This is a genomic window from Aliiglaciecola sp., assembly GCF_039982535.1.
Taxonomy (GTDB): domain Bacteria; phylum Pseudomonadota; class Gammaproteobacteria; order Enterobacterales; family Alteromonadaceae; genus Aliiglaciecola.
In genome coordinates this window covers 501,140-521,445 of sequence record NZ_JBDWYG010000038.1, presented here as the reverse complement: position 1 = coordinate 521,445, position 20,306 = coordinate 501,140, and the positions used below count along the sequence as shown (strand labels likewise).

The following is a 20,306-nucleotide window of genomic DNA, read 5'->3' as shown; positions in this document are numbered from 1 at the left end:
AAAGCGTCTTTATGTTGATTCAGATCAACATCAATTTACAACATAAAGCTAAGATAAATGCATAGAATTTAGGAGATAAAAAAATGAAACAAAATGTTGGCATATTAGATACTGCAATTCGTTCAGTCTTAGCACTTGCACTTTTAGCGGTTGCCGTTGAAGGTTTGTTTGGCCCCACAATTAGTATTGTTCTCGGAGTAATGGGGGCGGCATTGTTTTACACCAGCAGTTTTGGTTTTTGCCTAATTTATAAGTTGTTGGGAATTGATACATACCCTGATTTCAAAGACGATTCTTATCACCCACAATAGTCAAAACAGCCCTAATTGATTGCTGGTAATGTCTTCAAACGAAACATTTATGAAGGGTAAAATCCCTTCAGCGATGGGTCTGATTTGCTTATCAATATAGTGCTCATAGTCTAAGGGCGAACTGATGTAATCCACAGGTTGTGGACCATCTAGGGTAATCACGTAACTTATCCAGCCTTTATTTTGATAGCGTAGTGGTTTATTAAGCTGCTTGTTGTGTTCATCGGCAATGCGGGCAGCTTTAACGTGTGGCGGTACATTTTTAGTATATTGAACCAATGGTTGACGTAGACGCTTTCGGTATACTAATTGTTCATCACATTCGCCAGACCTTATACTACTTATAATATCCAGCAAGTAAGCACTCACATCTTGATTGGCAAACACCATTTTGTAAAGCGTAGGTTGAAACCCTTTTGCGAGCTTCGTCCAATCAGAACGAACCGTTTCTAAGCCTTTAAATATTAACTCTGGTGGTTTGTTGGAACGATATTTTAAACCCGCATAGCGTTTCTTACTGCCCGTTTCAGCTCCACGAATGGTGGGCATCAAAAAGGTTGAAAACAAGGTTTCGAACTCTATTTCTAGATGGCAGGGTAAATCAAGTTCATCTTGAATTTTGTGTTGCCACATTTGGTTAATTTCTTGTTCCAGAGCTTTGCCAATTTCCAGCGCTTGTTCTGTTTGCTTAATATTCTCTAGCCACACAAAAGTCGAGTCGGTATCGCCATAAATAACTTTGTAGCCTTTATCTTCTATCCAGGCAGCGGTAGTTTGCATTATTTCATGACCGCGCATTGTTATCGAGCTAGCTAAGCGAGTGTCATAAAATGGACAGCCACCAGATCCTAAAACACCGTAAAATGAATTCATTATAATTTTAATGGCTTGGGAACGAGCAGAATCTTTTTGGCGTTTAGCCTCATCTCGTTGTTGCCATAAGCTGGTGATAATATCGGGCAAAAAGTGCTTTTCTCTGGCAAACATTCCACCTCGAAACCCTGGTATGGCGTTGTCAGGCTCTAATAACCCCTCCACAAGTCCTAGGGGATCAATTTTAAAGGTACGGATAATTGAGGGATAAAGACTCTTAAAATCAAGTACCAATACATTCTTGTATAAGCCTGGGAGTGAATCCATCACATAACCACCGGGACTTGCTAACCCGCCATTTGCCGGACGGTTGGGAGATACATAGCCAGCTCGATGAAGTTTTGGTAAATAAAGATTAATGAATGCAGCAACAGAACCACCAATTTTATCCAGTTCTAGTCCCGTCAATTGACTGCGTAACACCAAATAGCTCACTAAATTAGTGTGTGCAAAGACTTTCTCAACTAGCACACAATCTTGCAGATTATATTTTGCGAGCTTTATTTTATTGTGATGGAAGTCGTGGGTAATAGCCGCAACACGATTGTCTACATCAGTGGTATCTTTACCTTCACCTAAGAGTGCTTGGGCGACACTCTCCAAACTAAAGCTTTCAAAATGGTAAGTCGCGGTTTTTAGACTATCAATTCCATCAATTACGACTCTACCGGCGATGTTCATGAAGGCTAAATTACTATCATTACGTGACTCACGCCAATAGACATCAGTACCATCCCGACCAAGGCGCAACCTTACATTTAATTTGCTAGCTCTTTGGGTCAGCACTTTGAAGTCAAAATTAATAATATTCCAACCAATAATTAAATCCGGGTCGAAATCGCTAATGGCGATATTTAACTGCTCAATCAGTTGTTTTTCATCTGCTACCCAAGTTATCCAATCTTGCGTACCTTCAGGTTCACCGATCATAATCACGTTTTGAAAGTCACCGCTAGAAAGCCCGATAGAGTAAAGTTCCCCCTCCATACTGCATTCAATATCTAGTGATAACACTTTTAATGTAGGAATATAATCAGCTGGTTTAAGGCGCGCATTTTTTAAGGAAAGATAACCACTTTTAGTCGTTAATTGGTTGTTTTGCATGTCGCCGGTAAAAAAGGCCCCAGCACAAATAAACCTTTCCATCATATACCTATCTGAAGCTCGTATATCATTTTCAAAAGACGGTATCTGAGCAACATTCAGCACATCTCTGGCACGATAAAAAGAAGCTGTTGTTGAGAAATAAACAGCATTAACAGGCACTTGTTCAAAGGTTTTTAGCTCAACCGGTTTAAACTGAGCATTCAGACCTGCTTGGTTTATTAGTTTCTTAGCCGTAGATACATCTTGATTTGCTAAAAACATCACCGGCTTTTGTTGCTCAGTGATTAGTTTTACCGGCCCTTGCTCGGTACTCAACCAAAACTCGATATATGAATATCCACTTCGCTCAATCACTTTGCGGGTGAGAATAAACCCTTGCTGTGGGACTTGTTGCAAAAGTGGAAAGGCTCCCAAGGAATGATCTGAAAGGTCAAATTGTACAGCCTAGGCGCATTCCAATCCAGACTAAAGATTTTTACCTAATTGGTATTTTGGGAAAGTTTATAAAGCAGACAATTAACGTTATAGAGCCAGTTGCATTGAAGAAGGATTTTGACTATCGAAGATCACTATCTGATCTCGACCACTGCCTTTCGCCTGATAAAGCGCACTATCACATTGCAACATCAAATTTTCTAATGTCATTCCCGCAACATACTCAGTTAAGCCAATGGAGATAGATAGTGTAAGGCCATTCAAGTCAAACGATATGGGTAACTTTTTAACGTTATGTGACAGTAGCTTTAGGGTCTGTTCGGCATCATGTAGTGACGTGTGTGGGAAAACGATAACAAACTCCTCACCGCCAATTCGCCCCATCACATCCGTCTGACGAAAAGTATCTTGGCATAATTCCCCAAATTTAGTTAACACCTCATCACCTGAAGCATGACCAAAGGTATCATTTATTTTTTTGAATAAATCGATATCAATAATGGCAACTGACAACTGAAATTTATGGCGATGGGCTAAATCAATCTGCTTTTGCAGTAATTCCAGAGCATTTCGACGGTTGGCCAGTCCAGTTAAACCATCAACATTTGCTAGCTCTTCTAATTTGGTTCGATTTTGTATCGTGCGATAAACCATCACAATTAACAATCCGCAAATAATTAACGTGGCTCCAAACAACATGAGTAGCTGTAAGTTTTTAGTTTCTACATCGTTAATACTGATTTGTTGTGATGCGTTTTTTTGCTCCAACAGTTTATTTTCTCGATCTTTAATTTCAATTTCGTATTTGGAGCGCAAACTATGCAATTGTTGCGTACTTTGTTGGCTTAAAATACGCTGTTTTAAAAAAACTGTTGAATCTAGCAGTTCGAATGCCTGACGATGTTTACCCTCTAACGCTAATAATTTTGCATTCATTTCTTCAAGTGAAATATTTTGCAGTGGCATTTGTTCTGGGTCGACATTAGCTTGAGCAGCAGCTAAATATTGCTTGCCAAGTTCAATATTCTTTTCTGCAATAGCCACGCGTAGTAACGACAAATTAGTATCGAGAAGCATATATACATTCTGGCTTTTTTGAAAAATACTAGAAGCTTGTTGTAACTTTGCTCTGGCCTCTATAAATCTTTTTTCTAATAACAATATCCCAGCTAATTCCTTCAAAGCATAAGCAACACCTTGCTCATCCCCTACTTGCTCAGCTAAATCTTGGGATTGTTGGAGTTGCGTACGTCCAATTTCGATATTTCCAATGTTTTTATGTGCCCTTCCTAAACCGTATAACGCAATACTCAACTCTAAATAGTTTTGATTTTGCTCATGAAAGTGCACAGCCTCCTGAAAAAACGGAATGGCAAGGGCATCTTCCCTTCTATATTCATAAACCAAAGCCAATACACCAGCAACATCGCCTTGACTATGTAGCTCAGTTTGAGGAGCCAACTCATACGCCAATTGCAGATCACTCAAGGCACTTTGGTAATCCAACATAGAATTGGAAATTATTCCTCTGACATATAAAGCGCTAACTCGTAAATTGATATCCTTGTTTAGCTCCGCCCAAACTAACGCGGCGTTACTGGCTGCTAACCCTTCTTTAGGTTTTCCTGAGAGGTCCAATGCGCGCGCTTCGTTGAGCTTAGTCATATGAAATAACCAAGGTTGTGTACTTGGGTCAATGAAAGTCAGAGCAGTTTGAGCATGCTGCAAAGCTTCTTTAGGGTAAGTAAGAGAATAGTAAATTATACTTAATACAGAATGATATTGGCCATGCTGTAGATAGTTTTGCTCTTGAGTTGGAGTTTGTTTAAGTAACTTTTGCAACACCTCTGTAGGGGCTTTTGCGGTTTGAAGTATCAACTCTTTGTAAGGCGATTGCCACATAGAAATAGGCTCAGCTTGTGCTTTGAAACTGCTAAAGAAAGTTGTCAGCAAAATAGAGAACAAGGCAACTTGAAGCCATCTAAAATGGTACAAATGTGTTCCTTAAATAAAGCTAGATAAAAAACAGGGTTTTCATTGTAGAACAATTTTTGTGCAAAATATTATATTATTTTTTATCTAACCCACATTTATTGACCGTTAAACATACTTTAAATGTGTTTATTTAGACGGGATCATGACACTGTTAGTTTCTACTTTGTCTTCAGATATTTGCAATATAAACAGCTCACCGTACTCACTTTCATCAATTTTTTTCGAAGCTCCACCCAATAGTGAAACTAATGAGGGAGTGGTATTACTGTGACCGACAATAAGTACATTACGTTGAAGTGATTGAATAGTTTCTGCAAAAGTGGCTAATTGTTTAGGTGAGTAGAATTGTATTTCTAACCCAGAAGCCTGTGCGAAAGGCTGTGCGGTTTGTTTAGTTCGGTGATATTTAGTTGAGTAAATATGTTGAATATTTTTCGACAGTAAATAATCAGCAAGCGCATTGGCACGGACTTGACCTTGTTGGGTTAGTCCCGGATCAGTACCACCTGATAGCTTTTCAAAATGTCGGATAAGATATAGGTCGTAACAATAACCATTTATAGGTAATAATATTAACGCTGCAAAAATCAATTTAATCATAGTTATCTCCATGCCTATTGTTCACCGATAGACTATTATTTTAAACACTAAGTTAACCTGAAATTTAACCGAACAACACACTAAACCTGTATCTTTGTTTAACAATCGCATTTGCTTTTTGATATCAAGTTAAGATTCTATTAGCATGCGTCACTTTATAGAATGAACCGATTTAGGTTGGTTCACCAATAGATTCATTATTCTGACGGCGATTAATTGCGCCCAATAAACTAAGAAGTAACGTTCATGCCCATTTATTCTGGAAATATTCGCAAAATGCACGGTGAAGCTGAGATTGGCTCAACGGTTGAGTATAAATTACCCATTGGTGATTCACATATCAGCATGAATTCGTTGATTGGATCCTCTGTGAAAGTCACCCATACAGGAATGATTAATTGTATTCACTGCAATAACAAAACCAAAAAGAGCTTCAATCAAGGCTATTGTTATCGCTGTTTAATGAAACTAGCTCAATGTGATACTTGTATTATCAAACCGGAAACCTGCCATTACGATCAAGGTACCTGTCGGGAGCCGCAATGGGGTGAAGATAACTGTATGAGCGACCATTTTGTGTATCTAGCCAATACAGGTACGTTAAAAGTGGGCATCACTAGACATGTTAGCGACGGAGTTTCAAGCCGCTGGATTGATCAAGGGGCCACCCAAGCCATCCCCATTTTACGGGTTAAAAACCGATTACTTAGTGGTTTAGTGGAAACGGTTATTAAGCAACACATTGCCGATAAAACCAATTGGCGCACAATGTTAAAAGGCGAACCAGATCAAGCTGACTTAATCGCCATGCGTGAGCACCTATTTGGTTTAGTGGAGATGGAGTTAGACGATATTGGCTCTCAATATGGGATCCAAGCAATCAGCTTAATCGATATGCCAGCCATTGATATTCAATACCCCGTAAGTGAATACCCGAATAAAATAAAGTCAATTAATTTGGATAAAGAATTGGAATTTGAAGGGGTCTTAAATGGCATTAAAGGCCAATACTGGCTATTGGATAATGACCGGGTGATTAATATGCGCAAATATTCTGGTTACCATTTAGAGATTGCTACGAATTAATCTATTTCAAAATAGCTAACATTACAGTTAGCAGTGGCAGAGCACAGTTTATGCTGTGCATCTGCCATCAACAGTGAATAATTAATCTACAGCGAGACCGGCTTCACTGGCTTTATCTAACTCTTCATCTAGTCGCTTGGCTTCATCTGCTCTGGGTTTAGTAAACCTCGCCAGACCTAAATACAATACAGGCGTCAGATACAAGGTGAATACGACGGCAATGCCAAGACCACCAAATACAACCCAACCAATTGCATTTCGCGCTTCAGCCCCTGCGCCTGTGGATAAAATTAGTGGCAACCCACCTAAAATAGTAGACACCAGTGTCATCATAATCGGCCTTAGTCTCACTTTGCCCGCTTCGATAATGGCTTGATACACACTGTACCCTTGGTCACGCATTTGATCAGCAAACTCCACCAGCAAAATGCTATTTTTAGCCAATAAACCGATCAACATAACCAAGCCAATTTGCGAATAAATATTGAGGGAAATTCCCGTGATATATAAGGCGAATAAGGCTGCTGCAATTCCAAAAGGTACGGTTAAAATAACCACTACTGCGCTATTTACACTTTCAAACTGCGCCGCCAGCACCAAAAGCACGATGATGAAAGCCAACACATAGGTCATTAGGACCTGTTGGGATGTCTCTTCAAATGTTTTGGCTTCACCAAGAAACACTAAGCCTATTCCAGGTGGCAGGGATTCTTGAGCTAGTTGGCGAATACTATCCACAGATGTTTGCATTGACGAATCATCAATTAATTCTAATTCCAATTTAATTGAACGCCGTTGAGCATGGCGTTCAAGTTCAGATGCTACTCCTTCTTCGGTAATATAGGCGAGACTGGATAATGGCACTAACCCGCCATTGTTAGAAGATACATAGAGATTAGTAAGATCCGAAGGATTGGCTAAATTAGCATTAGATGCCTGCAAAATGATGGGAATGGCTTGATCCCCCACATTTAAATCGGCAATGTCATCACCATTGATAGCCGCTCTCAAGGTGGTGGATATATCAGAAAATGATACTCCTAGCTCTTCTGCTCGACGCCTATCAATGTTCACTCGCAATTGTGGTTGAGTAGGTTGATAGGAAATTTGTATATCACCAAAGCCTGTAAGCTGTTGCTCAATTTTCTCTTTAAAATCTAGCGCGGTCTGATAAATTTCAGCATATTCTTCGCCGGTCAAAGCGAGTTCTAAACCACCACCTTGACCACGCAAATTAAGGCTGTTTGAGCCAAAAGCACGTCCAGGAGCGCCAGGAATTGTTCCAACCTCTGCCTGTAATTGTTCAATAATTTGTTGTTGAGACTGGCTGCGCTGATCCCAAGGGACTAACGGAGCAGTAATAAACACAATATTCGGATCCCACTGTCCTACTACTGTATAAATTGATTTGACTTCACCTTTTTCCACATAGGGCATCAAGGCGTTTTCCATTTTCATGGCCTGACGATCCATAAAATTCACCCCAACGCCATCAGGACCTCGGGCAAAAATACGAATGTTGCCACGATCTTCACTAGGCAGCAGCTCATTATCTAAAGATTGATATAAGTAGCTGGCATATGCTGCGGCGGCTAATGAAAGCAATACGATTAACCAACCGAAACGTAGGCTCCAGGCTAGGCTGCGTTCATAACCTCGCCCGCACCACTGGCCAAAGCCCCCTAGAAAGTGCTTAGTATTTTGTTTAATTGGCAATCTTGCTGTTAATGCAGGCACAAGGGACAGGGCCACAAAGGATGAAATAATCACCGAACTGGCTAACACACCACCAAATTCGCGAAACAAACGCCCTGCCGTTGATGGTAAAAAAGCGATGGGAATAAATACAGCTGCCAAAACGGCTGTTGTGGCGACTACGGCAAAAAACACTTCACGGCTGCCGATTACCGCTGCAGCCCTAGCCCCTAAACCTAAAGAGCGTCGACGCTGAATATTTTCAGAAACAACTATGGCATCATCTACGATCAAACCGGTGGCCAGAACTAAGGCTAACAATGTAAGAATATTGATGGAGAATCCCAGCATCCACATCACCGCCAAACCACCGACTAACGAAACTGGAATAGCAAAAGCTGGCACTATGGTGGCGCGACCTGAGCCAATAAACACCCACAGAGTCAACACCACCAAGGCGATAGTAAACGTTAAGGAGGTAATAACTTCTTCCACAGAGCCCCGAATAAATTCCGCATCATCAGAAGTAACTACAATGGTCAGCTCAGGGAATCGCTGTTGCTGTTGTTTGACCATTTTAAGCACTTCATCGGAAATTTCGATGGTATTGGAACTAGCTTGACGTAATACCCCCAAACCAATCACTGGCGTGCCGTCAAGACGCACTAGACTTTGGGCATCCGCCGGGCCAAAGTACACACTCGCCACATCTGCGACTCGGGTATCCCCTCTGATGACGATATTTTCCACTTGATCGGTAGTTACCGACGTTGCATCAGCCCGCACTATTAGGGTTTGGTCCGTCGATCTAAGACTTCCAGCGGGAACGTCGAAAGGAGCTAACCTTAAGGCATCAGCAACGTCAGTAACGGATAGGCCAAAACTGGTTAAGCGTAATGGATCTATGGTGACTCGCAGGACCCGTTCTCTATCGCCATTGAGCCGTACATCAGCCACTCCTGGAATGCTGAGAAACATAGGAGCCAAGTCGGTTTCCACCATTTCAGTCATCGCTTCCATACTCATGTTGTCACTGGAAACGGCTAAACTCACCACTGCTTGAGCGTCATTATCCGCTTTGATAATAGAAAGTCGTTCGACTTCATCGGGTAATTCACGTTGTACCCGGCTAATGGCTTCACGGGTTTCATTGGCAGCATCTTCTAAATTGATCCCTGGCCGGAACTCCACAACGGTACGGGAGTTTCCTTCTTCACTTTGGGCTCGGATAGAGTCAACACCACTCACTCGCGCTATTGCCCCTTCTAAACGGCTGGTAACTTCCCTATCAACAGTTTCTGGTGAGCCGCCTGGATAGCTTGCTGATACCGTTAATCTAGGGCGATCAACATCTGGTAATTCACGCACTTCAAGACCACTTAGCGCAGCAATTCCGGCAATAATAATAAGTAAATTAATGACTACGATGAGCACAGGTCTGCGAACAGACAAAGACGGCAGGTCTTGTTGATGGTGGTTAGGTGCAGTCATTACTCCCCCTCCAGTGTTCGAGCTTCCACTGCCTGCCCTGGTCGCAAGCGTTGAATGCCTTCTACTATCAACTGCTCGCCTTCGTTGATATCTCCTTCGACTAGCAGATAACCGCGCATACGTTGCTTAATTTGCACTTCAATTTTCTGGGCTTTGCCGTCAACCATTTTCCATATATAAGCACCGGTAGCCCCCCAGGAAAGTCCGGACTCAGGGATTATCGGATAAGCTTGCCCTTGCACACTAATATTAACGCGAAAACTCATACCTGGTCGGTACATATCTTGATGATTATCCAATATAGCTCGCGCTAGAATAGTACGATCGGCATCACTTATTCTTGAGTCTAACTGAGCGATTTCGGCTTCTAAGGTTGCATCTCGATTAGTCCATGGCTGCACTGTGACAAGGCTGTTTTGCCCCAAGGTGTTGGCGGCAGATTCAGGGGCACGGAAATTAATAAATAACTGACTTCTGTCATCTAAGGTAGTGATCAGAGTTTGTTCAGTAATACGGTCGCCCACTTCTACATCAGTCAATCCCACGTAACCGCTAAAAGGAGCAATAACCTGTCTATCTTGTAATTCAATTTCTGCGTCAATCACATCCATTTTTGCCAATTCTTTTACGGTTGAAGCAATATCTAATGCACTTTCGGTTACCGCCCCCTTACTGCGACTTTGCTGTAAACGCGTTAAATTCCGAGTCGCATCGGCAAGTTGAATTTTTGCCCGTTGTAAAGCTGCTTTTTGGCGACGAGAGTCAAGCTCCAACAAAACCTGACCCTTAGTTACTTTTTGACCTGGCACGAAATTGATGGAGACCACTTTATCTGCGGTGGCAGGAAAGATATCAACTGATTTTACCGCCTCAGCAGAGCCCACCGCTTCCACTGAAGATTTTTGTGTATCTAAGTGAACACTATCAACGATAACTTCTGTTGGTCCTTTTGTGCCAAATTGCTGAGCATTGGCAGAATAACTAGTCAAAAGTGCCATCAATAAAATAGCAGGCAAAAGTAAAGTAGTGATGTATTTCATCCGTTTATGCACCATGTAGTGTTTTGAAGTGTTACGAAACCAACGTCTATTTTGATTTTATTTGCAGCAAAAAAATAGAATTCCAAGACCGTAATTTAAATAATAGAGTTTTGCCCCGCCTGCGTGAAACAACCAATATCAAAAGTTATCAGTTATTAATGGGTTGTCATGAAAGCATTACAAGTTGTTAAATACAACCGAGGTCAACGCAAATAAAAGGCACTGGTCGAAATAGTTAAAAACAAGCTAGATATAATAAATGATTTTAAACCTGAATTCAGATACTTTCATTAAACAAAAACTCGCCATAAAGAATGCATTTTAATCACTTTTCAATACTTTTAGCGTCAAAATCAAAGAAAAAGTTTTATAATTTAGTTTTCATTTCAATTGTTTTAGTATAATTTATTTTTCTCATAATGAGCCCCCGTAGCATTTACGGATAAAGTGTATTACTACAAGGAATGACGATGAAGTCGGTTATTTTAATGTTAATGACGATTGCACTATACGGTTGTGCAACTAAAACGCCAACGGAAAGTGATAAAGCCTATTTAAAGGCACATGCAAAATGGGAAGCCCAACAAAAATTGTTAACGTCAGAAGAATTTGAACAAACAAATGGCTACTTAGAACAAATAGAAGAACTTTATGCTAAGGCTGATACATGCGCCAATAAAAACGTCGATATCGTATTATCCCTTGATGAGGAAGGTAAGGTATTTCAATCCTGGACAAACATAGATGTTGAAACCAATCAGTGTTTTTTAAAACTTGCGAAACAATTAGAGTTTACTCCCCCTCCCATGGCTCCTCTCTATTTTGCAGTGAAAATGGAGATTGATGCCTATAAAAATCCATTTCCTCACGTATTTGGTCAATATAACTAAGCTATCCACGGCAGTGTTTGCATAAAAAGTTAATTTTATAATGGAAAATTTAATGAAAAAATTGATTGTCATGTTTGTGTTTGGCATTTTTCTAAGTGGTTGTGCCACCTATGAAATCAAATCAACACGTTTAGATAGTAGTCAGCCTCTTGCACATAATCACGGTGTCGTTGCGCTTCAAGTGATAAATAACACAGGGCGTTTAGCACCACTGCATGCTGGGTGGACTGAAGTTATCGCGATAAGAATGGACAATCACGAACTAATTAAACAGGCCGCGATTGATGAGGCAAAAGCAAAAGCGGCAGCTAAAAACAAGCCATTCAATGCCGATGAGGTCGAGTGGGATCCTGATGCTTATACTTTTTCACCTAACTCTCAAGGTGTGGTAGATAGTCAGCTTTTTGCGGGTAGTATGCCTGAAGGACAATACTTAATTGCTTCCCTTTATAGTTTTTATTCAGATGGCAATATGAGTTCTTGGCTAAGTATGCCAGTGTATGCTTCTGCGGGTACTTTTAACGTAAAGGCTGGGGAGTTTACCAATTTAGGTAGTTTGGTGTTTCAACCTTTGTTGAACATCAAAGAAACATCATTTTGGAGCAACCGTTCATCAAGTAAAGCTTATGTCACTCGCCTCAGTGACACAGAAAACCTGCAAGACTTTATTATTGAACACTTTCCAAATTTGGCCAGCAGCGTCAATTTTGAGCAACCTTTGGGTTGGGAAGAAGATAAATTCGCCCAATTTCGCAACAAATTAAGCCGCCTTTCCCGAAACAATGCCTATGGTAGTCAGGCCCTAATTTTACAAGAACATAAACAGCGGGCTGTAGCTTCAAAGTTTGGACAGTTACACGTTGTTGATAATGACAATAGTTGGAGTCAGATTAACCTACCAACAAATGGACAACTTACCAGTGTAATCGAGTTAAACGGCAAAATATTAGTTGGCTCTGAACGCGGACAAGTATTTGTCAATGATAGTTTGCAAGGAAGTTGGACAGCAACTCAACCAGTTTCCGCGACTGAATCGGTTATTTGGTTTGGCAAGGCCAAAGAAGCTCTTTTCGCTGTGACCGCATCGGCGAAAAAGCATTTCTTTTACAGTATCAATAAAGAGGATTTAAGCTGGCGCCGTATCGGTGACTTTGAGCGCAAAAATCCCAATGATTTTTGGGTTCAAAACGGTGGATTATTTCCAATATTAACTGCCGAGGGCCAACTAAGAGTACTCAACGATAATAAACTTTATGATTTTGACGCCAACACCAATCAATGGAGTAGTGTGAAGTCCTCGCCAATGGTACAGGTGGCACAACTTGAGAATGGCGTTTTAGTTGGTTTAGAGGTTAGTCAGTGGGACGGAGTTGGCGATCAAGCAGTTAGCTTTGACTATGGACAAAACTGGATATCACTTAGCCGCAGTTTAAAGACCTTTGGAGACAATGGAACAGATCGTTCGTTACCTTTTGTACTGGATGACAAAACCCTAATCACCCTTGGACGACCAGATAAAACCGTTAAACAACTACAAATTATCAGTACTACCAGCAATGGTGAAGATGTTTCCAGAAAAGATTGGGTAATGCGCGGTACCGCTAAGGTTGATTGCGAAATAGCACTGCCCAAATTAACTCACGGGCAACGTATCTACTTCTTATGTGATCAGGGGCAAATTGTCAGTACCCATGATTTTGGTCAAACCTGGAATACTGACGTAGAAATGGATATTGCGGCTATGCAAGGGGAATACGAAAGTTTGTTAGACGCCCTGAAAGCTGAAGATGAAAAAGAGGAAGAAAAAGAAGCGCAACAGCAAGCATCTTCTGACGGTCAATAAACTAGAAACAGTGCCCTAGGTAGATTAACCGCCAAATCTATCTAGGGTGTATTGCCAGATAATCCAGCAACAGAGTGGGATACATTTTCCGCGCCCTGTTTAATTTCATGGATCGATGTTTCAACTTCCTGCAGCAAATCAGTGCCTTTTTTAGCGGTGTCAGAAACCGATGATATATGCTTAGTGACTTCATCCGTTAACTCTTGGTTTAAACGGACAACGTCACCAATTTCATTGGTGGAATTACTTGTACGGGCAGCAAGTTGACGTACCTCATCAGCAACAACAGCGAAGCCTCTACCGGTATCTCCAGCTCGTGCAGCCTCTATCGCAGCATTAAGGGCTAATAGATTGGTTTGGTCTGCTATGGAGCTTATTGTCGATACTATGCTCCCAATCAAATTAGATTGCTTACCTAAATCTTCAATTAATGCCACAGATTCAACTACTTGCTTTTCAATTGCATTAGAATTTTGCACTGCATCTTTTAATCTATCGGTGCCTTGTATTGCTATTGCTGCGGTCTGCAACGCAGTGGAATATGCCACTTCAGCAGCTTCGGATACCGCTAAATTTTGTTTTACTCTATCGGAGATATCTGCGGCAAATTTAATTACTTTGGTAACTTCCCCCGATTCAGACTTAATGGGGTTATAAGATGCTTCTAACCAGACCTCTTGGCCCGTGAGTGACTTTCTCACAAACATACCCGAGGTAAGTTTACCGTTTTCTAAATCATCCCAGAAATTTGGATAATCCTGATAGAATTCATCTGAGCAAAAAATTCTATGATGTTTCCCTTTTATCTCTTCTAACGTGCATCCCATGGTCTGCAAAAAATTCTTATTTGCATACAAAATGTCACCTTGGGGCGAAAACTCAATAACGGCCATAGATAAATTTAGGGCTTTGCTAATGGCTAGTTGCGTTTGTAATGACACATATTTGTCGGTGACATCCGTGGCAATTTTAACTATTTTGCTCACTTTTCCATTATGCATAATGGGAAAATAGGTAGCATCCAACCATAGTTGATCGCCACGTTTATTTAAACGCGAGAAGGTCCCTGAAAAACTCTCTCCTGATTGTAGTTTTTGCCAAAACTCAAAGTATTCACGAGAATTAACATAATCTGAGTCACAAAAGATACGATGATGTTGGCCGCTAATTTCATTATTTGTAAACTGGACGACTGAGAGGAATAAAGAATTGGCAGTTAAAATAATGCCTTCTGGAGAAAATTCAATGTAAGCGACATTATTTTTAATTGAGTCCACTAACGAAATTTGCTCTTGTAGTGACTCTTCTAATTCTATTACTTTTTGTTTTAAATTACGGTTAAACATGACAACTTCTCTTTTTTAACTGTCACTAAGACAGTGACAGTCCGCTTTTAGAACGGAGTTAGCTGTATAGTCAGGCTAAGAAAGAGGTTTGATTCGGTCCATCTATGAAATTCAACAACCTTAGTAAATCATTACAATCCATATAAAAAATAAGATTTATTAATACCGCTATACAATTTGTATTACTTAAGCAAAGTTACCATAAAAAACATGCAAAACAACGCTTAAAACACGAAAATGAGGATAATATGACGCTAACATCCTTCATTGGTAAGGAAAAGTGCCGAAAACAGATACACAAAACAACGTCCCTAAACTTTGTCGCCAGCCAACCCTTATCATACCTCTGGCTTTGGTGATAAATCATTTACTCACTAAAGGCTAAAATTAGCAGCAATGCTTATGAAAAAACAACAAGTATCAACATTGATAGCTTGTTTAATTCACCATTTAATCTTCTTGGAAGCGATTTTTAACTTCTAACATCTGCTCAAGGTTTTGTTGAAATAACTCTACGATTTTAGGATCGAAATGCTTTCCCTTTTGTTCTTGCAAAAATTCCATGGTTTTATCAATTGACCATGCCTCTTTATAAGGGCGCTTACTAGTTAGCGCATCAAAAACATCTGCTAAGGCAACAATTCGGCCATGAATAGGAATATCTTCACCAGCTAAACCTTTAGGGTAGCCAGTACCATCCCACTTTTCATGATGAGTTAAAGATACCACTTTCGCCAAGTCGATAAGCTCAGAATCCGATTCACCTAAAATTTCAGCTCCAATTTCCGGATGTTTTTTCATCACCTCAAACTCTTCGGGAGTAAGACGTGCAGGTTTAAGCATAATATTATCTGGAATACCGATTTTTCCAATATCATGCATAGGTGCGGCATGAAACAAATCATCTGCGGCACACTCTGAAAAACCATAAGCGAGCGCCAATAATCGAGAGTAATGACTCATGCGCACTACATGCATTCCAGTTTCGTTGTCTTTATATTCAGACGCTCTTCCTAAACGTTGAATAACCTGCAAACGCGTACTGCGCAACTCTTCTGCGTCAACTAACGATAAATGTGTGGCCACTCGGGCCTTCACAACAGCCGGAGAGATTGGTTTGGAAATATAGTCGACCGCGCCGACTTCAAAACCTTTGGCTTCGTCTGTTGCATCAGCTAAGGCGGTAACAAAAATAACTGGGATTTGTTTGGTAGCTTTGTTTGCTTTAAGGCTAGTACAGACTTCGTAGCCAGTCATACCAGGCATCATCACATCCAATAAGATTAAATCAGGCTCTATTTTCTGAGCCAATTCCAGTGCTTCAACCCCACTTTTAGCAAAGGTAAGAGAATAGTGTTCTCTGAGGACTTGATTTAATATTCTTAAATTGGTTGGTTCATCATCTACTACAAGTAACTGTTGACGCTTAATTGTTTTATACATAGCTTGTTTCTTCTCTAGCTAGACCGCAATTCAGTTTGCAATTCTTCAATTAAATCTAGGGTTTTCTCGAACTCGAAATCATTTAACACTTCTACAATTTCTATCATTTTAGAAAATAATGGATGCTCAGTTTGTGTAGATAATTTATCAATTAATAATTCATCAAATTCATTTTTTCTAACAAATTCGGCTAACTCATCTAATAATAGCAGTATCGAATCATTACTGAGTGATTGCTCTTCAGAAATTAAACTTTGGTTTAATTGTTGATTTCGCATCCCTATGATTTTGGCAATTTTATGTAACTCGTCCATTAACAGCTGAACCAAACTCAATAAAGTTTTGGGGTCCGCTTGTGCAACGCTGTGCTCTAATTCTGTCGCAATATTTGCAAATCGAGCTAAGGATAAATTCCCAGCCACTCCTTTTAATGCATGCACACTGTTTTCTAGTTCGGACCACTCGGCTATTTCAATAAAAAAGGTGAGTTGCTCTAACTTGCCTTCACAGTCCCGAATAAAATCACCGACTTGTTGGAACAATGTCGTTTTTGAACCCCACAAGTTAGTACCACTTTCAATGTCTATGGATAAAAGATGCTCGACCTTTTCTTCAATAGATTTGTTTCCATCGTCAATTCGGTGCAATTTAAGTACTTTAGCAATTTCAAAGGTGAGCAATTCAAAGTTTACCGGTTTATTAGCAAAGCCTTCCATGCCTGCCTCTAATGCTGATAAACGGTCTTTTTCCAAAACACTGGCCGTTAAGGCCACTATGGGAATATGCGGCAGTTTTTCAGATAGTTCTTGTTCTCGGCGTGTTTGAGCTGCAGTAAGTCCGTCCATAACTGGCATTTGGATATCCATTAATACAACATCTGGCTGATCATTACGCATTCTGATCAGCGCTTGCTCGCCGTCTCGTGCAGCGAATACAGTATGTTCTGCTCGGGTTAGAAGAATCGTCAACAAATCAATATTTTGTTGCAAATCATCGACCACTAATATGCGTAATTTAGGCAGTTTAGTGGGTGCGAGTTTTTGCGACTTTTGAGTTTTGCTCTCCACTTTTTCGAGAGGAAGGATGAAACAAAAAGTTGATCCAACATTGAGTTGACTGGTTGCATAAATACTGCCGCCCATTAACTCAACTAACTGTTTACTTATTGTGGTACCTAAGCCAGTGCCTCCAAATCGTCGGCTCATTGACTCGTCCGCTTGCTCAAATGCTTCAAAAACATTTTCTAGCTGGGCATTGGACATCCCTATACCGGTATCTCTAATTTCAAACCTAACCATGTCATCCGCATGTTTAGACAATTTAATCGTTATATTTCCTTTCTCGGTAAACTTGACTGCATTGCCCACGAGATTCGTTAAAATTTGCCGAATCCTATCCGGTACACCATGGTAATTTCCTTTAATTTGATCGGCGATTTCGAGATCTATGGACAGCCCTTTCCTTTGCGCTTGCAACCAAAGTGTAGATACAACAGCATCGATTTCTTCGACTATCGAGAAGTTACGGTACTCAAGTTGAAATTTACCTTTATCCAACTTGGCACTATCCAAAATATCATTCAATATATGCATTAAAGATTTAGCCGATTGATTGATGGTAGAGACATGTTTTTTCTGGGTAGATGAGAGCTCACTGTCAAGGAGGATATCGCTAAACCCAACAACGGCATTCATGGGTGTCCGAATTTCATGACTCATATTGGCAAGAAAAGCGGCACGGGCAGAAGCAGCTTGTTCAGCCTTGTTTTTAGCTTGAATTAACTCTTGCTCTATAGTTTTCCTTTGTGTGATATCCATAATGAAGCCATCTAAATAACATTCACGACCATCTTCGCTTTTAACTGCTCGGCCATATCCCAGCATCCATTTGATTTCACCAAACCTATCAATAATGCGGTAGTCAATAACATAGCCATCAGGGTGATTAAAATCGGTTTCGACTACATGGTCTAAATCATCAGGATGAATAAAGTCAGAGAAGTTAAACTTGTTATTAGGTGCAATAAAGTCGTTGGCTGGATAGCCTAAAATATTTTCAACTTCGTCACTAATAAACAAAAGTGGCCATTCCTTTTCGTTGATACAACGATAGGCAATACCTGGTAAATTTCCTAACAGGGAACGAAAGCGAGCTTCGCTTTCGCGCATCTCCGACTCCATTTGCAAACGCCCACGCAGGTCACATAAGAAAGCCACAAAAAGATGCTGATTTTCCATTTCAACATGACCAATACGCAACCTCACTGGAATAGTCTGGCCCTGCTTAGTAAGTGCCTCAACATCTCTGCTCGCACCAATAATTTTTGCTTCTTTGGTTCGCAGATAATTACTAATATAACTATCGTGCGCGTCATGGTGGGGAGCAGGAACGACCTTATTAACATTATTCCCAACTAAATCCTCGGCTGACCAGCCCAGTAGTTTTTCAACCGAGCGATTAACACTGATCACTTTACCCCATTCGTTAATGGTAATAATTGCGTCTAAAGCGGTATCCATAGTTGCAACTAAACGCTTTTCATTCTCTAAGGAGTGCGCTGAAATATCTTTATATTTGAAGACAAAATTAAGGGCAATAACAAGCGCTATAATCACAAAGGTAACAACCGCAATGGCTAAAGCCAAAAACAGTGATATGTGATCAGATTGCTGGGATAACTCCATTCCTTCAGGCAAGACAAATCGCGCTGCGGCCATTCCAGTGTAGTGCATTCCGGAGATGGCGATACCCATTACCACACTAGCGATACATATTTTAGAGGTACGATTAAGCCTAATTAGGGTAAGGTTGTCTAAGCCGAATCGAAAATAAAGGGCTAGGATAGCTAAAGCTACGGCGACTAGAATGGAAAGCATAAACATAGAAAGGTCATAACGCAGCAGCGGGGCCATTTCCATAGAGGCCATGCCAATATAATGCATGGAACCTATTCCAGCACCCACCAATACGCCACCAAGGATAAGTTGAAGAGCATTTAAATTATCTTTAATAAGAAGATTTTGGGCGACCCATGATGCGGCTATGGCTGGAATTAAAGAAACCACAGTGAGAGTCATACCGAAAGAAACATCGGTGCAAAGGTCAAAAGCTAACATACCAATAAAGTGCATGGACCAAACACCGCCTCCTAAGGCAATGCTGCTAACCATTAAGGCCAAGTGTCGTCGCTTTACCGATAAGGTTTTAGAGGCTTGATAACTTACTTGAAATGCCATGAATGAAGCGGAAATGGCAATAATGACTGAAAGCAAGACTAACCAAAAATTATAATCACCGATGACTAATAAATTGTTAGGTACTTCTTCAAAAACAGTTTTTATAGAATTAATCATCCAAATAGAGCCTTGTGGTTAAAACATTTCGCTACTGCTAGAAATATTGCCTTATAAGCACTAATTTCTGCCTATATCCATAAAATACGGCTACCGAAATTTGTCAGCTTAATCAAAACTAAAGCAAACGTCTAAGAGGTAACGTATATGAAATCTAGTTTATGTTTTAATAAATATATTAATTGAGGTAACTATCTGGAGTTAACTAACCCCTCACCCACTTAATTTACAGGTAAAAAAGGTAAATTAACATGCCTAAACTATCAACTTTAGTAGCATAAGCAGAGTGTATCGGCATGCTTTAATAAAAGTTAATACGAATATCAATTACCAGTATGATTGAGGTGTATTGGGTAGCAAACATAGAGATAAAGCTTAGCTAAATGACTAATGCATTTCTATTCTTCTGTTACCCGTGTTGAATTTCAATTGGGCTAATCTGTCTTTTTACTTCTTGGTCCATTTTCTATTTTGATTAGCACCCCATCATGGAATTCTAGAATTTTATGAAATTTACCTTTAGGTTGCGTATATAAAAAGCGCACTACTTTCACACTGCGGTGTTTTTCTGGATGGGAACTTAGGTCTTCTTTATAGGTGGGCTCGCCGCAGGTCAACAATACATCTAGGGTTGAATCTCCGGTTTTAATTAACTTAGAACCGCACCGCAGCGTGTCTGCATTAACAGAATGACTTACTAAGCTCATGCAGAACAACAATCCAATGCTAAATTTGTAATCGCACATATACATTGTGACTTCCCTAAGGTTGACGTTATAAAATGTAACATCAGTGACT

General features: G+C 40.3%; 13 protein-coding genes. 4 read left to right on the top strand and 9 right to left on the bottom strand.

What is annotated here, in order from left to right; all coding sequences use genetic code 11:
* The first annotated feature begins 83 nt into the window (after positions 1-83).
* Positions 84-311: a DUF2892 domain-containing protein gene (locus tag ABJV04_RS11415; RefSeq protein WP_348491645.1), complete on the top strand. Its 228-nt coding sequence runs from the start codon at positions 84-86 to the stop codon at positions 309-311.
* Here ABJV04_RS11415 and ABJV04_RS11410 read toward each other — a convergent pair whose 3' ends face one another.
* The 3 genes from ABJV04_RS11410 to ABJV04_RS11400 form a co-directional block, all read right to left on the bottom strand.
* Positions 312-2,687: a DNA polymerase II gene (locus ABJV04_RS11410; RefSeq protein ID WP_348491644.1), complete on the bottom strand. Its 2,376-nt coding sequence runs from the start codon at positions 2,685-2,687 to the stop codon at positions 312-314.
* Positions 2,688-2,813: 126 nt separating this feature from the next.
* Complete coding sequence (locus ABJV04_RS11405; RefSeq protein ID WP_348491643.1) at positions 2,814-4,721, bottom strand: GGDEF domain-containing protein; 1,908 nt, start codon at positions 4,719-4,721, stop codon at positions 2,814-2,816.
* Between the two features lie 126 nt (positions 4,722-4,847).
* Positions 4,848-5,321 (bottom strand): histidine phosphatase family protein, encoded by a 474-nt coding sequence (locus tag ABJV04_RS11400; RefSeq protein WP_348491642.1) that lies wholly within the window; start codon positions 5,319-5,321, stop codon positions 4,848-4,850.
* Positions 5,322-5,567: 246 nt separating this feature from the next.
* Here ABJV04_RS11400 and ABJV04_RS11395 point away from each other — a divergent pair, with 246 nt between their 5' ends.
* Positions 5,568-6,407: a DUF2797 domain-containing protein gene (locus ABJV04_RS11395; protein ID WP_348491641.1), complete on the top strand. Its 840-nt coding sequence runs from the start codon at positions 5,568-5,570 to the stop codon at positions 6,405-6,407.
* Positions 6,408-6,488: 81 nt separating this feature from the next.
* On the opposite strand, the gene ABJV04_RS11390 is transcribed toward ABJV04_RS11395, so the two are convergent.
* Positions 6,489-9,593: an efflux RND transporter permease subunit gene (locus ABJV04_RS11390; RefSeq protein ID WP_348491640.1), complete on the bottom strand. Its 3,105-nt coding sequence runs from the start codon at positions 9,591-9,593 to the stop codon at positions 6,489-6,491.
* Complete coding sequence (locus ABJV04_RS11385; protein WP_348491639.1) at positions 9,593-10,633, bottom strand: efflux RND transporter periplasmic adaptor subunit; 1,041 nt, start codon at positions 10,631-10,633, stop codon at positions 9,593-9,595. The genes ABJV04_RS11390 and ABJV04_RS11385 overlap by 1 nt, the downstream gene beginning before the upstream one ends.
* A 470-nt stretch (positions 10,634-11,103) precedes the next feature.
* Here ABJV04_RS11385 and ABJV04_RS11380 point away from each other — a divergent pair, with 470 nt between their 5' ends.
* Positions 11,104-11,523 carry a hypothetical protein gene (locus ABJV04_RS11380; protein WP_348491638.1) on the top strand — a complete coding sequence of 140 codons (420 nt, stop codon included), beginning with the start codon at positions 11,104-11,106 and terminating at the stop codon, positions 11,521-11,523.
* 52 nt (positions 11,524-11,575) lie between these two features.
* Positions 11,576-13,366 (top strand): hypothetical protein, encoded by a 1,791-nt coding sequence (locus tag ABJV04_RS11375; protein ID WP_348491637.1) that lies wholly within the window; start codon positions 11,576-11,578, stop codon positions 13,364-13,366.
* A 41-nt stretch (positions 13,367-13,407) separates the two neighbouring features.
* On the opposite strand, the gene ABJV04_RS11370 is transcribed toward ABJV04_RS11375, so the two are convergent.
* The 4 genes from ABJV04_RS11370 to ABJV04_RS11355 all read right to left on the bottom strand — a co-directional run bounded on the left by ABJV04_RS11370 (position 13,408) and on the right by ABJV04_RS11355 (position 20,215).
* On the bottom strand, positions 13,408-14,712 hold the full coding sequence (locus ABJV04_RS11370; protein WP_348491636.1) for a PAS domain-containing methyl-accepting chemotaxis protein: 1,305 nt from the start codon (positions 14,710-14,712) through the stop codon (positions 13,408-13,410).
* Between the two features lie 450 nt (positions 14,713-15,162).
* Positions 15,163-16,155 (bottom strand): two-component system response regulator, encoded by a 993-nt coding sequence (locus ABJV04_RS11365; protein ID WP_348491635.1) that lies wholly within the window; start codon positions 16,153-16,155, stop codon positions 15,163-15,165.
* A gap of 14 nt (positions 16,156-16,169) precedes the next feature.
* Positions 16,170-19,508 (bottom strand): MHYT domain-containing protein, encoded by a 3,339-nt coding sequence (locus ABJV04_RS11360; RefSeq protein WP_348491634.1) that lies wholly within the window; start codon positions 19,506-19,508, stop codon positions 16,170-16,172.
* 434 nt (positions 19,509-19,942) lie between these two features.
* Positions 19,943-20,215 (bottom strand): DUF2845 domain-containing protein, encoded by a 273-nt coding sequence (locus tag ABJV04_RS11355; protein ID WP_348491633.1) that lies wholly within the window; start codon positions 20,213-20,215, stop codon positions 19,943-19,945.
* Positions 20,216-20,306: the final 91 nt, after the last annotated feature.